12 protein-coding genes are annotated in these 13,863 nt (G+C 59.8%); 6 read left to right on the top strand and 6 right to left on the bottom strand.

Annotated features, from left to right (window positions below):
* Positions 1-20: 20 nt before the first annotated feature.
* Entirely contained in the window at positions 21-2,099 is a 2,079-nt protein-coding gene (locus V5E97_RS00660; RefSeq protein WP_406697333.1) for a sigma-70 family RNA polymerase sigma factor, read from the bottom strand.
* Between the two features lie 116 nt (positions 2,100-2,215).
* The gene (locus tag V5E97_RS00655; protein WP_406697332.1) at positions 2,216-3,076 is read right to left on the bottom strand and encodes a WD40 repeat domain-containing protein; all 861 of its coding nucleotides are present in this window, start codon (positions 3,074-3,076) and stop codon (positions 2,216-2,218) included.
* A gap of 458 nt (positions 3,077-3,534) precedes the next feature.
* On the opposite strand from V5E97_RS00655, the gene V5E97_RS00650 reads away from it, so the two are divergent.
* The 5 genes from V5E97_RS00650 (at position 3,535) to V5E97_RS00630 (ending at position 7,358) form a co-directional block, all read left to right on the top strand.
* Positions 3,535-4,032, top strand: a complete 498-nt coding sequence (locus tag V5E97_RS00650) for a hypothetical protein (protein ID WP_406697330.1) — start codon at positions 3,535-3,537, stop codon at positions 4,030-4,032.
* A gap of 36 nt (positions 4,033-4,068) precedes the next feature.
* The gene (locus V5E97_RS00645) at positions 4,069-4,944 is read left to right on the top strand and encodes a DUF1559 family PulG-like putative transporter (RefSeq protein WP_406697329.1); all 876 of its coding nucleotides are present in this window, start codon (positions 4,069-4,071) and stop codon (positions 4,942-4,944) included.
* 207 nt (positions 4,945-5,151) lie between these two features.
* The gene (locus tag V5E97_RS00640; RefSeq protein ID WP_406697327.1) at positions 5,152-5,400 is read left to right on the top strand and encodes a hypothetical protein; all 249 of its coding nucleotides are present in this window, start codon (positions 5,152-5,154) and stop codon (positions 5,398-5,400) included.
* Positions 5,401-5,906: 506 nt separating this feature from the next.
* Positions 5,907-6,452, top strand: a complete 546-nt coding sequence (locus tag V5E97_RS00635) for a hypothetical protein (protein ID WP_406697325.1) — start codon at positions 5,907-5,909, stop codon at positions 6,450-6,452.
* Positions 6,453-6,488: 36 nt separating this feature from the next.
* The gene (locus tag V5E97_RS00630) at positions 6,489-7,358 is read left to right on the top strand and encodes a DUF1559 family PulG-like putative transporter (protein ID WP_406697324.1); all 870 of its coding nucleotides are present in this window, start codon (positions 6,489-6,491) and stop codon (positions 7,356-7,358) included.
* A 358-nt stretch (positions 7,359-7,716) separates the two neighbouring features.
* Here V5E97_RS00630 and V5E97_RS00625 read toward each other — a convergent pair whose 3' ends face one another.
* The 4 genes from V5E97_RS00625 to thrS form a co-directional block, all read right to left on the bottom strand.
* Positions 7,717-8,049 carry an RNA polymerase sigma factor gene (locus tag V5E97_RS00625; RefSeq protein WP_406697322.1) on the bottom strand — a complete coding sequence of 111 codons (333 nt, stop codon included), beginning with the start codon at positions 8,047-8,049 and terminating at the stop codon, positions 7,717-7,719.
* A gap of 309 nt (positions 8,050-8,358) precedes the next feature.
* Positions 8,359-8,763 carry a hypothetical protein gene (locus V5E97_RS00620; RefSeq protein WP_406697321.1) on the bottom strand — a complete coding sequence of 135 codons (405 nt, stop codon included), beginning with the start codon at positions 8,761-8,763 and terminating at the stop codon, positions 8,359-8,361.
* A gap of 2 nt (positions 8,764-8,765) precedes the next feature.
* On the bottom strand, positions 8,766-9,764 hold the full coding sequence (locus V5E97_RS00615; RefSeq protein ID WP_406697320.1) for a pyridoxal-phosphate dependent enzyme: 999 nt from the start codon (positions 9,762-9,764) through the stop codon (positions 8,766-8,768).
* A gap of 697 nt (positions 9,765-10,461) precedes the next feature.
* Positions 10,462-12,684 carry a threonine--tRNA ligase gene (gene thrS / locus V5E97_RS00610; protein ID WP_406701300.1) on the bottom strand — a complete coding sequence of 741 codons (2,223 nt, stop codon included), beginning with the start codon at positions 12,682-12,684 and terminating at the stop codon, positions 10,462-10,464.
* 466 nt (positions 12,685-13,150) lie between these two features.
* On the opposite strand from thrS, the gene infC reads away from it, so the two are divergent.
* On the top strand, positions 13,151-13,636 hold the full coding sequence (gene infC / locus V5E97_RS00605; RefSeq protein WP_406697319.1) for a translation initiation factor IF-3: 486 nt from the start codon (positions 13,151-13,153) through the stop codon (positions 13,634-13,636).
* The last annotated feature ends 227 nt before the right edge of the window (positions 13,637-13,863 follow it).

The following is a 13,863-nucleotide window of genomic DNA, read 5'->3' as shown; positions in this document are numbered from 1 at the left end:
CGGCGGGTGTGGACTCATGGTCAGGGTTGGGTCACCCTGAGGGTGGCCATCGCCTCAAGCGGTTGGTCGGCATCGTCGTGGCTCAGGAAGACGCGGCAGGTGGCCGTGCCAGGCTCGAGTGCCTTGACTTGGATCCCAAGCACGTTCTCTTGACCTGGTTTCAGCCGAGGGATTGGCGGAAAGTGGATCTCGCCTTCGATGGGCTTACCACTATTGTTCCGCTTGAAGCGAGCAGGCTCTTCGGTCCCCGCTGTCTTCGTCACGGTAACGTTCGCCGAATTTTTCACGCTGATGATGACGTTGCGAGCGTCGTTCGACCCCTTGTTCCGAACGCGCACGGTGAAGGTTGTGAGCTGATTAACGTCGATGACTCGCCTGTCTTCGGTGATCCCGAGGTCGAGATCGGCCAGACCGATGACTTCGGTGAAGGTCGTGTCACTCACGTTCAAACCGGCCTGATCAACGGCCTTCGCGGTGACTTTGTAGAGGCCGGGGTCTCCCAGGCGTACCTCGAACTTGAGCGAGGTCTTTCCGGGCTCGATCTTCAGGGAGGGCCAGGTGAGTCGGCGGGATTGAGGATCGAACTTGGAGCCTGGGGGTAATTTGACGAGTGGGCCAAGACCTGGCAGGATCGCCTCCACTTGCACATTTTGGGCAGGGGCTGTCCCTGAGTTCTCGACGGTCAGGGAATAGGTGGCGATGGTCTTCGGAAAGCGTTGCTTGGGACCGATCAAGGTCACCGCCAGCTTCGGCTCGATGACCGTCAGAGGTCGCGTACTCTTCGCCTCCTCCGCTCCCGGCGCAAACTCGAGAGTGGTTGCTTCGACTTCGGACGATTGATCGCTGGGTTTCCGCTCGACTGCGGGCGCATCGACCCATAGCCATTCTGTCGCTCGATGGCAGGTGTCGCGGATTGCCCGGACGAACGCGTTGCTCTCACGGGGGATGGTGATTTCTTGGGCACCGATGGAAATCAACACGACCTGGTCGTCATCGGCGATTTCCTTCGAGTCGAAGCCTGGGACGAGTCTCATCGGAATTCTGAACGTGCCAGCCGTCGGTCGCGTGCCCAGTTCCAACGAGTCGAAGCCTGGGACGAGTCTCATCGGAATTCTGAACGTGCCAGCCGGCGGTCGCGTGCCCGGTTCCAAACGAACCAGGGCCGGCTCCTCAGCGCGGGGGGGCGGATTCGGCACGGCTGAAGTTCGCTGCTCGGCCGTGGCCCGTTGCGGTAGGACGGTGGTGCCCGCCCCGATGCCAGCGAACAAGACCAGCAGCGAGGCGAACTTCAGCTTCGTCACCAACATGGTCCCGCCGGCTCCTTTGGCAAGGGCGATCGCCGCGGCCGAACCGGTTCCGGCGAGTGTGGCCTCGCCTCCGACCATTCGCATGACCGCTTGAACGGTCCGCCGGCGGAGCGCAAACGGAACTGGCCCCGGGTGGGAAAGAGCGAAAAGGCCGGTGATCGAGAACGAGGTCGATGGGGTCAAGCCGCGCCGAGACAGTCGGTTTCGCAAGGTTTCCCGAGCACGCGCCAGCCGCCCTTGGACGGTCCCCAGGGGCCAGCCGAGCACCCGCGCTGTCTCGTCCTGGCTCAAGCCTTGAAGATGGCAGAGGACCACCGGTGCTCGATATTTCTCGGGCAATCGGCGAAGCTCCTCATCAAGCACGCTCCGGAGGTCCAGCCGCACGAGGTCATTCGTGGTTGACGCGGTCGGCTTGGCCGCGACTCGCTCCTCGAGCCGTCTCCGTCGCGCGGCCTGAGCCTTTGCTCGGATGGCCACGCGAGAGCTGACTCCATAGAGCCAGCGGCCGAGCGAATCATCGACGCGGATCGAACCGGCACGCTGGACCAGAATCAAGAAGGTCGCCTGGAAGGCGTCGTCGGCGTCGTGCGGATCGGCGAGGATGCGGCGGCAGACGCCGAGGACCATCGCTCCGTGACGCTCGACCAAGGCTTCAAACGCAGCCTCGGCCATTGCGCCTCGCCGAGAGTGAAACCGCTCCAGGAGTTGTCCGTCCGTCAGGTTAGAGATGGTCCCCACCTGAAAGAGCGATTGCAATTGACCCACTGCCGAGCCTGATCGAACCTTCGCCATGGTATCGATTCCCTTCGACGATGACGCGTGCCTGTTACCCCTTCATGCACGAACGTGGCTCGATCATTACAAGAATCTCGGAGGATGGGTCAAAGTTTCGGCTCGTCACTTCGAAGTCATTGGCCGGTTGTCGGCGCCAGAGAACGGACAACCTCCCAAAATCGTGTGCCCCGTTTGGCCTGAGGTGGGTTCAAATCCGTCCCTTTTTCGTTGAACAGATTGGTGATCGCGGATGACGGTGCTCGCAAGGTGGCGAAAGGTTGACCCGATGCCACGTCCCAGAGCATAGCGGACGGATCCTCGCCGAACCGGAACGCCACGACCGTTTTGCCATCGCCGGATAGACCCGCCGCGTCGACTCGATCCGCCTCGCCCTTCAGGCGAAGTGTGGTGACGCGCGTGAGACTGACCGCATCCCAGATGGTTATCGCCTTGTGATTCGTATCGATCGACACGAATTGCTTGACTTCGGGAACGGCTGCAAGCCAGTGTGGATGGATTGTCTCGCCGCTCAACTCTTTTCGGAGCTGGCCCTGAAGGCCGTCCCAGACCTTGATCGACTCGTTTGAGGCCGTAATCAAGAGAGAAAGCTCGTCGATAAACATAAGTTCTTTGATTGGGTCGTCATGGCGTAATGGCGGGGCGACCGGATCCTTCTGCCGGTTGCTCCAGAGCTTCACCGTCCCGTCCTGATAGAGGACGGCCTCCCGGCTCTGGAAATTCGGCGATTGCTTCCCTTCGATCAGCGGATACATTTTGCCGATGGTTGCGTGCCGGTAGTCTTTGAATCTTTCCTCGCTGACAAAGGGGAAGTCGTCCTTCGATGCACCTGCCAAGTCGCCTTTCCGCGCGGCGCTGCCAGCCTCCTGAGGGACCGCCACCTCCAACCCCACGCCGGGCTGCAAGGCCCAGCTTGTGGTCAGGCCGACACAAGCGACGGCCAAACTTGCGGCCCCGACTGAGATGATCTTGAGCATCACGGTCGGTGGCCATGCACCTAAATTGGGCAAACCAGGAGGCCTGAGCAAACTACCAAGATTCGCGGACAGTTTTGCGGTTTTGCTAAATTCCTCAGATTTCCCAATTGAAGTGCATGGCCACTGATGGCCCCTCGAGGGTTAGGCTCTCTAGACTGCCAGATTCTCGATCGCGATGGTGCCGAAGTAGCCGACGACGATGGCGGGGGTATCGGCGATCCCCTGCCGAAGCATCACTAGGAGCTGATGCCTCCTTCCGAGGGACGCGGTTCATATCCGTCATATTTGCTCACGTCAGAAAGCCGGCGGGCCCCAAGAATCCGTAGCAGTCGGTATTTCCCTTGCAATTCGCTCGGGACGGGCTAGGGTGATCTCGCTTGCAGTTGACTGCACCCATGCTAGGGGAACCAATGGTCAAGTCGCGTGAACTCCGCCCAGCCCTGTTGACCACAGCACTGTTGGTGGGCGCCGCGTTGCCGCTCTCGTCGGGCTGCAGTAAATCGCAGCCACTGCCGCCGACGCAATTGACCGAGCCTCAGGTCATCAAGAGCACGGACGCTCGCCCGGCGACGACGCCGTCACCGAAAGTGACGATCATCTCTCCGGAACCCGATTCCCACGTCAAGAAAGGGGACCCGATCGCTTGTAAAGTCCGCGTCGAAACGCAGCCACCGGGAAGGCTGCCCGAAGTCGTTAACATCTATTTTCGGCGAGGCAAGAAGGCCGCAGGCGGCGGATTTCCGGCAAAGGTACTACAACAGGACGCGAATTCAGCCACTCTGGCCCTGGAGTTAGCGACCCCAGTAAAGCCCGGCCGGTACTCCCTCGTCGCCGAAGCACTCGAAACATTAGTCACTGAACCTTCAAGACCGAACGAGAAAACGATTTTCGAAAAAAGGCGAACCTATTCCTTGCCGGTCGATTTTAGTGTCGATGATTCAAACTCGGGGAAATGAAACTCTATGTGCAATCAAACCAGGCGACGGAGCGGCATGACACTGATCGAGTGCTTGGTCGTCATTTCTATCATTGCACTGCTGATCGCCCTGCTGATCCCGGCGGTTCAGTACGCTCGCGAGAGCGCGAGAAGGTCGATCTGCATTAACAACTTGAAACAAATCGGCATTGCAATAAATGCTTACTCGGCATCTAACTCCGTGATGCCCTCGAGCAGGGACGGGTTTTCGCCCCAAACAAAACTGCTGCCTTTCATGGAACAAATCCCTCTCTATAACTCTATTAATATGTTTGGACACTATAGTGATTTGATGAGCATTAATATAACTGCTGCGTCGACAACGATCTCGGCGTTCCTGTGCCCATCGGACGGCTTTGGCTCGAAGTACGGCGGCCAATCCAACTACTATGCTAATTTGGGTACCGGGTTCGGTTCGGCCCGGCGCTTACCCAATGGTGCTTTTTCGGATGAGACTAATATTAGTGTCGCCGATTTCGCGGACGGGCTGACCTTCACCGCCGCCATGAGTGAGTTGTTGATCACCGATAACTCACCGAACCTCAGCGGCCAGCGCATAGTCTATAAATCCACATATTTTGCCAATGACTGGATGAAATTTTCATCGGATTGTCAGAGTCTGCAGGCCGGATTTGAACCGAGCGGTTACTTTCGAGGATCGAGCTGGCTGAAGGGTGGTGCCGGAAACACTTATTACAATCATAATTTGCCGCCCAACAACAACTGTTGCACGATGTATAACCTCATGATTGACGCGGCATGGACGTCGAGCAGCGATCACAGCGGGGGGGCCTGCGTCCTCAACGCCGACGGCCATGTGGAGTTTGTTGGTGCGTCGGTCGACATCCATGTCTGGAGGGCCCGTGGGACCAGGAATTCCGGCGACAACTAGTACTGAGATCGCCGCGGAATCACCTGTTTTACGTTGGTGGACGATAACGCGATTGATGTGAATTGCAGTCGGTGGCCATGCACCTAAATTGGGCAAACCAGGAGACTTGAACAAGCTGCCAAGTCTCGCGGACAGTTTTGCGGTTTTGCTAAATTCCTCAGATTTCCCAATTGAAGTGCATGGCCACTGATTACACCCCATCGCCTCATGGTCGTCGCGAAGGATTCCGCGACAGGCGCGTTGCACCATCGGGCCATGACGCTCGACCAGGACTGTGAAGGCCAGTTCGGCCGCATCGCCGCGGCCGGTCGCGAAACGTTCCAGGAGCTGCCCGTCCGTCAGGCCGGTGAGGCTTCCTTCCTCGAACAGCACCTGGAGATAGAGCCGCGATGCCCCGCCGATGTCCTGCGTCACGAGTTCATCCCCTGGCTGATTGGTCGCTTTCTGCCTCTATAAGGCAGCCAGGGGGGCGATTTTATCCCAGATTCTTCGATTTCGAGCCTTACAGCGGCTTACCATCGGGTCGCTCGCGGATCATGGCGACCGCAGAATCACAGTCGGTGGCCATGCACCTAGATTGGGCAAACCAGGAGGCCTGAACAAGCTGCCAAGATTCGCGGACAGTTATGCGGTTTTGCTAAATTCCTCAGATTTCCCAATTGAAGTGCATGGCCACTGATGGCCCCTCGAGGGTTAGGCTCTCTAGACTGCCAGATTCTCGATCGCGATGGTGCCGAAGTAGCCGACGACGATGGCGGGGGTATCGGCGATCCCCTGCCGAAGCATCACTAGGAGCTGATGCCTCCTTCCGAGGGACGCGGTTTATATCCGTCATATTTGCTCACGTCAGAAAGCCGGCGGGCCCCAAGAATCCGTAGCAGTCGGTATTTCCCTTGCAATTCGCTCGGGACGGGCTAGGGTGATCTCGCTTGCAGTTGACTGCACCCATGCTAGGGGAACCAATGGTCAAGTCGCGTGAACTCCGCCCAGCCCTGTTGACCACAGCACTGTTGGTGGGCGCCGCGTTGCCGCTCTCGTCGGGCTGCAGTAAATCGCAGCCACTGCCGCCGACGCAATTGACCGAGCCTCAGGTCATCAAGAGCACGGACGCTCGCCCGGCGACGACGCCGTCACCGAAAGTGACGATCATCTCTCCGGAACCCGATCACCACGTCAAGAAAGGGGACCCGATCGCTTGTAAAGTCCGCGTCGAAACGCAGCCACCGGGGAGGCTGCCCGAAGTCGTTAACATCAATATTCGGCGAGGCAAGAAGGCCGCGGGCGGCGGATTCCCGGCAAAGGTGCTACAACAGGACGCGAATTCAGCCACTCTGGCCCTGGAACTGGCGACCCCAGTAAAGCCCGGCCGGTACTCCCTCGTCGCCGAAGCACTCGAAACATTAATCACTGAACCTTCAAGACCGAACGAGAAAACGAAATACGAAACAAGGCGAACCTATTCCTTGCCGGTCGATTTTAGTGTCGATGATTCAAACTCGGGGAAATGAAACTCTATGTGCAATCGAACCGGGCGACGGAGCGGCATGACACTGATCGAGTGCTTGGTCGTCATTTCGATCATTGCACTGCTTATCGCCCTGCTGATCCCGGCGGTTCAGTACGCTCGCGAGAGCGCGAGAAGGTCAATCTGCATTAACAACTTGAAACAAATCGGCATTGCAATAAATGCTTACTCGGCATCCAACTCCGTGATGCCGTCGAGCTGGGACGGGTTTTCGCCCCAAACAAAACTGCTGCCTTTCATGGAACAAATCCCTCTCTATAACTCTATTAATATGTCGGGAAACCGTAGTGATTTAATGAGCATTAATATAACTGCTGAGTCGACAACGATCTCGGCGTTCCTGTGCCCATCGGACGGCTTTGGCTCGAAGTACGGCGGCCAATCTAACTACTATGCTAATTTGGGTACCGGGTTCGGTTCGGCCCGGCGCTTACCCAATGGTGCTTTTTCGGATGAGACTAATATTAGTGTCGCCGATTTCGCGGACGGGCTGACCTTCACCGCCGCCATGAGTGAGTTGTTGATCACCGATAACTCACCGAACCTCAGCGGCCAGCGCATAGTCTACAAAACCACATATGTTGAAAATGACTGGATGAAATTTTCATCGGATTGTCAGAGTCTGCAGGCCGGATTTGAACCGAGCGGTTACTTTCGAGGATCGAGCTGGCTGAAGGGTGGTGCCGGAAACACTTATTATAATCATAATTTGCCGCCCAGCAGCAACTGTTGCTATTTAACAATGCTCGACGCGGCATGGACGTCGAGCAGCGATCACAGCGGGGGGGTCTGCGTCCTCAACGCCGACGGCCATGTGGAGTTTGTTGGTACGTCGGTCAACATCCATATCTGGAGGGCCCGTGGGACCAGGAATTCCGGCGACAACTAGTACTGAGATCGACGCGAAATCACCTGTTTTACGTTGGTGGACGATTACGCGATTGATGTGAATTGCAGTCGGTGGCCATGCACCTGAATTGGGCAAACCAGGAGACTTGAACAAGCTGCCAAGTCTCGCGGACAGTTTTGCGGTTTTGCTAAATTCCTCAGATTTCCCAATTGAAGTGCATGGCCACTGATTACTGATTACTGATTACTGATTACTGATTACTGATTACTGATTACTGATTACTGATTACTGATTACTGATTACTGATTACTGATTACTGATTACTGATTACTGATTACTGATTACTGATTACTGATTACTGATTACTGATTACTGATTACTGATTACTGATTACTGATTACACCCGGCGCGCCGCTCGGCAGGCGACGCGATGTAGCCAAGGTCCCAGTGAGTCACGGATCCAGAGCGAGCGGCCTTTGCGAATCAGGACGAGGAATGTGGCCTGGAACGCGTCCATCGCCTCATGGTCGTCGCGAAGGATTCCGCGGCAGGCGCGTTGCACCATCGGGCCATGACGCTCGACCAGGACTGTGAAGGCCAGTTCGGCCGCATCGCCGCGGCCGGTCGCGAAACGTTCCAGGAGTTGCCCGTCCGTCAGGCCGGTGAGGCTTCCTTCCTCGAACAGCACCTGGAGATAGAGCCGCGATGCCCCGCCGATGTCCTGCGTCACGAGTTCATCCCCTGGCTGATTGGTCTTTCTGCCTCTATAAGGCAGCCAGGGGGGCGATTTTATTCCAGATTCTTCGATTTCGAGCCTTACAGCGGATTACCATCGGGTCGCTCGTGGATCATGGCGACCGAAACTATTCTGTAGTCGGGGTCTGTGACCCCGGTCTTGGCATTCGCCCCGGGGTCACAGACCCCGGCTACAACGACGTAAGCGACGCGAGGGTAGACCGCTGTAACCCCGCTCTCGAACGTCGTGGGAGGCCTCCTGCACAAGCGGATTGGCTTCGCGGACTTGCGGGAAGTGGCGGGCTCAGGAAACAAACAGGGACCCTGGGGACTCGGTTCTTGGTTCGACCCGAGCGCAGAGCTTTTCCAGGCAATGAGCGGAGGTTCGCGTATTCTCTTCGACCTGGATTGCCAGGCGGATGAGATATCCCATCGCCATGAATTCGAGGCCCGCACCGATCGCGCCCAACGCCCACAGGATCACGATCGGACTCAGGACGTTCAAGACCGATGCAGGTGGAGGAGCGAATGGGGCTCCTCCTCGACCTGGCGTGCCCGTTGGACCTGTCAGGAAAGCGTAGATCCCGTAAACGAGGAAGAATGTGCCGGCGACCAGGAATAGCGCCCCGATCGCCGTACAGATCCCGCCGATGATTCGCAGGACGATGTAACGCTCGCCCGGCTCGTGATCCGAACGAATCTGTGCCATGATCACTCTCCGTTGGTCAGCCACTTCGCGGCCAGCGCCTGGAACAAGGGCTCAACATCGACGTTCCCCCCGCTGATGATGATTCCGACCTTCAGGTCGCGCACCGGCAGCGTTCCGGTCAGGACGGGGGCGACGGCCACCGCACTCGACGGTTCGACGATCATCTTGAACCGCTCCCAGAGGAACCGCATCGTGTCGAGGATTTCCGACTCGGTGGCGGTCACGATCGCATCGACGTGGTGGCGGATCACCGAGAACGGGCGAACGCCGAGTGAGGTGCGGAGGCCGTCGGCAATCGTGCGAGGATCGCCCGAAGACTCGATGGAGCCGGACTCGAGCGAGCGCTTGGCATCGTCGGCCCGCTTCGGTTCGACCCCGATGACCTTCGTCGATGGAGCACGTCCCTTGACCGCCAGCGCCGTTCCCGCGAGCAGTCCGCCGCCGCCGACCGGGCAGAGGATCATGTCGAGCGGTCCGGCCTGGTCGAGCAATTCCCAGGCGACGGTCCCCTGCCCCGCGATCACCTGCCAGTTGTCGAACGGGTGAATCAAGGCGTAGCCATGTTGTTCGATCTCGTGAGCGACGGCCGCCTCGCGCGCGGCCAGCGTTGGCTCGCACGAGACGATTCGCGCTCCGTACCCTTGGGTCGCCGCATGTTTGATCGCGGGTGCGGTGTGGGGCATGACCACGCAGACGGGAATGCCGAGTAATTGACCGGCCAAGGCCAGCGCCTGGGCATGGTTGCCCGACGAGTGGGTCACGACGCCGGCCCCCCGCTTGGAGTCGTCCAGTTGCAAGAGCGCGTTCATGGCCCCACGGAACTTGAACGCGCCGATTCGCTGGAAGTTCTCGCATTTCAGGACGACCGACCCACCACAGCGCTCGTTCAAGGTCCGCGAACTCATGATGGGAGTGATGTGAGCCCATGGCTTGAGCCGCTCGGCCGCTTGCCGGATGTCGTCCATGTCGATCGAGGCGGTGGTCAGGGACAGGTCATTCACGTCGATAGGGCTCCCGGTGGATTGATACGACGGGTCGGGATCAAGGGTCGACCCTCAACCCAAGCTTATCAAAATCCGATCGAGCACCGACAGCAGCAGTCGTGCTCGCCGGCCTGAGGACAGTCCTGGAGGGTTTTGGGTTCCGACCCGAAGTGAATTCTCTCGAAATTTCGGATTGGTCGTCCCGTTCTCTGACACGGCGAGCATTAGCCGAGCAATCGAGGATTCGAGGACACCCATCATCGGTCTCCCGTGTATCGGGCGGATCAAGATAAGTCGACTATGTGGCGATGGTAGAGATGACGGTTATCTCAAGAATGGCTTCTCTTGTCTCCCTGCCGGTTCTGGTTCGTTCCGATGGTGTGGACAACCCAGGGTAAGGACCCTGACCGCAGCTCAACCGTGTGGAACAAGAAGGCAATGTGCTCCCGGCGGAGTCGCCCACGGGGCCGCAGGGCCCTCCCCATCGCCGGTTCGAGTGGCTTTATCTCGATATGGGGACATCCGTTATCGATTCGGAAGTAGGTGGGGAGGGTGAGCTGCCTGTCTTTATCCGGCCCTTGTAAAGAGCCTGTAAAGACAGGGGGCTGACGCCCCCCGCTCGCCTTTTAGGGCGAGCGAAAGGCAGGCGGGGCCCCCAGTCGAGGGACCCACCGAGAGAGGAAGTAACCCCCACTCGGTGATCCCGGCTACTCCGTTAGTAGGCGTGCTTTTCCGTAGTGTCCTCGGTCGCCACTGGGATGGCGGCCGGTGGGGCGGTTTGGCGGATGGTCCGGGCTTCGGACTCGGCCTTGAGCTGGGCAATGGCCTGGGCTAGAGGCATGGCGCCACGGTCGCCGTCGATCCGGTCGCGGTAAGAAACAGTCTCTTGCTCGGCCTCCTTGGCGCCGACGACGAGCATGACCGGGATCTTCTCGAGCTGCGCGTCGCGGATCTTGGCGCCGATCTTCTCGGGACGGAGGTCGATGCTCGTCCGGAGGCCGGCCGCCTGGAGGTCGGCGAGGACGCGCTTGGCGTAGTCGGCGACCTTGTCGGAGATCGGCAGGACGCGGACCTGTTCGGGGGCGAGCCAGAGGGGGAAGGCCCCGGCAAAATGCTCGATCAGGATGCCCATGAACCGCTCCATGCTGCCGAACGGAGCGCGGTGGATCATCACGGGGCGGTGCGGTTGGTTGTCGGGCCCGGTGTACTCGAGGCCGAATCGCTCGGGCAGGACGTAGTCGAGCTGGACGGTGCCGAGCTGCCACTGGCGGCCGATGCAGTCGCGGATGATGAAGTCGGCCTTGGGCCCGTAGAAGGCGGCCTCGCCGGCCGCTTCTTCATAAGGGAGCTGCATCTCATCGAGCACCGAGCGGATATCGTCCTCCGCGCGGCGCCAGGTGTCGCCGGCCGCCCCGGCGTACTTGGGATCCTCGGGGTCGTGCTTCGAGAGCCGGAGCTTGTAGTCGGTCAGGCCGAGGCTGCCGAGGACGTACTGGGTCAGCTCCATCGTGGCCCGGAATTCTTCGCGGACCTGGTCGACGGTGCAGAACAAGTGGGCGTCGTCCTGGGTGAACCCGCGGACCCGGGTCAGGCCCGAGAGCTCGCCCGACTGCTCGTAACGGTAGACGGTGCCGAACTCGGCGAGGCGGACCGGCAGGTCGCGGTAGCTCCTCGGCTGCGCGGCGAAGATCTGGATGTGGTGCGGGCAGTTCATCGGCTTGAGGAGGTATTCCTCGCTCACGCCCAACTGCTCGACGTACTTGATCTTCGAGGCCTTATCGAGTGCGAAGAACGAATCGGTGAAGGCGGGGGCGAGCTGCCCTGCCTCACCCTGCTTGGGCTGCGGCATGGTTTCGGGGATGCCGGCCTTGGCGAGCAAAGCCTTCTGGGTGGGCTCGTCGAGCTCGTCCTTCTCCAGGCCGACGAGCAGGGTCATCGCCGCGTCGTCGAGCAATCGCAGGACCGGGAACTGCGAGTCCTTGTAATAGGGATAGTGGCCGCTCGTCTTGTAGAGTTCGACCTTGCCGATGTGCGGGGTGTAGACCGGCTGATAGCCGCGCTTCATCAGCTCGTCTTTGAGGAAGTTCTCGAGCACGCCCCGGACGACGGCCCCCTTGGGCATCCAGAGGATCAGGCCCGAGCCGACCAGTTGCGAGATCGTGAACAGGTTGAGATCCTTGCCCAACCGGCGGTGATCGCGTTTCTTCGCCTCTTCCACCTGGGCGAGGAAGGCGTCGAGCTCTTTCTTGTCGAAGTAGGCGGTGCCGTAGACCCGCTGGAGCACCGGGCCGTCGGTCCGGCCTTTCCAGTAGGCCCCTGCGATTGACATCAGCTTGAAGGCGCCAACCTTGCCGGCGTGGGGGATGTGGGGCCCGCGGCAGAGGTCGACGAATTCCCCCTGGCGGTAGAAGCTGAGGATGCCGTACTTATACAACTCGTCGTTGATGTGCTCAACCTTGAACGACTGGCCGAGCTCGTCGACGAACTGCCGGGCCTCGTCGACCGGGAGGCTGAACCGCTCGAACGGCTCGGCGGCCTTGAGGATGACGGCCATCTCGGCTTCGATCGCGGGAAAGTCATCCTCGGATAAAGGGCGGCCGGCCAGGACGACGTCATAGTAGAAGCCGGTGGCGGTGGTCGGTCCGAAGGCGAGCTTGGCGCCTGGGAAGAGCCGCATGATGGCGCGTGCCATGATATGTGCGGTCGAGTGCCGGAGGACGTCGAGCGCCTCGCGGTCTTTGGAGGTCAGGAGGCGGAGCTCGATCGGCTGCTCATGGCCGTTCTCGAGCGGGCGATCGAGGTCGACGATCGTGCCGTCGGCCACCGCGGCGACGGCGGCGTCGGCCAGGCGTCGGCCGATTCCTTCGGCGATCTCGCGCGGTCGCACCCCTTCGGGGAATTCCTTCACCGAACCATCCGGAAGCTTGATCTGGACCATGGCCCCACGCCCGGCGCACTGGCCGGCCTTTCCGTTCCCTGAACCAAAGGCGGACGGTCGCCCCCCGACCCACAACGCCGGTTCGGCCCGTCGCGCCGCAAACACGCTCGTTCGCGAGAATCCCCAAGGAGCCGCCGGAAAAAAACGGGTCTCCATCGGCCCCAAGAGGAACGCGCGATCCCCAGCGTAATCCAAGGGCGCGGCTCGTGCCAAGAGTCCCTCCCGGGGTGGGGAACGACCGGCACGCTTATTGCGGCTTGCGGAAATACCCTCTTGACAGTAAAATTGATCGATTGTAGAGCATAAGGTTGCCTCGCGACGGACGAGGGCTTGCCGTGGGGGTGAGCTTCGTGGACGTCCGGGGGTAGTGGTCCCTCTCCTTAAATGCGGGGGGATGGCCGCGCCCCGCCTTTGGTGAGGCTGATCCCATCGTCCTGGGGAGGACGCTATCGACCGGAATCTCAGGGTGAACGAGCAGATCCGCATCTCACCGGTGCGGGTGATCAACGCCGAAGGAGCCATGCTCGGCGTTATGCCGACAGGCAAGGCCATGGAAGCGGCTCGCGAAGCGGGCCAGGACCTGGTGGAGGTCGCTCCCAACGAGCGCCCACCAGTCTGTAAGATCATGGACTTTGGCAAGTTCAAGTATTCGCAGAAGAAACGGGCGTCGAAGCAGAAGCAGCACCAGGTTCAGGTCAAGGAAATCCGGGTTCGCCCCAAGACCGGCGACCACGATATCGAGGTCAAGGTCAAGCGCGCTCGCGAATTCCTTGAACACAAGGACAAGGTGCTGGTCAACGTCCTCTTCCGCGGTCGCGAGCTGGCGCACATCGACGAAGGCCGCAAGGTCATGGACGAAGTGCTGCATGCGCTCGATGACGTGGCGAAAGTCGAGAAGAACCCCTCGATGGAAGGGAAACGGATGACGGCGATCGTCGCCCCGCGCGCCTGATCACCGCGGTCGCCCGCCCCTTGCCTCGCTCCGTCTGCCTCGCTTGCCTCGAAACAACCCTCTCCGTCGCGAAGCTTTGGCGTTGCGATCGGAGAGGGATTTTTTTTTCTGGTTTACCGGTCAATTGGAGTTGGCCGGGGGACCGTCGTCGTGTTATGTTAATCGACTCGGCCGATTTCGCGGACTTCCCGCCGGCCTTCTGCGCGATTTCGCCAGGCGATCGGTTA

Origin of the sequence: Singulisphaera photorubra (assembly GCF_045290345.1) — a bacterium.
In the GTDB taxonomy this organism is placed as follows: domain Bacteria; phylum Planctomycetota; class Planctomycetia; order Isosphaerales; family Isosphaeraceae; genus Singulisphaera.
Note: the sequence above shows the minus strand (reverse complement) of the source record. Positions and strands in the feature narration are given on the sequence as shown.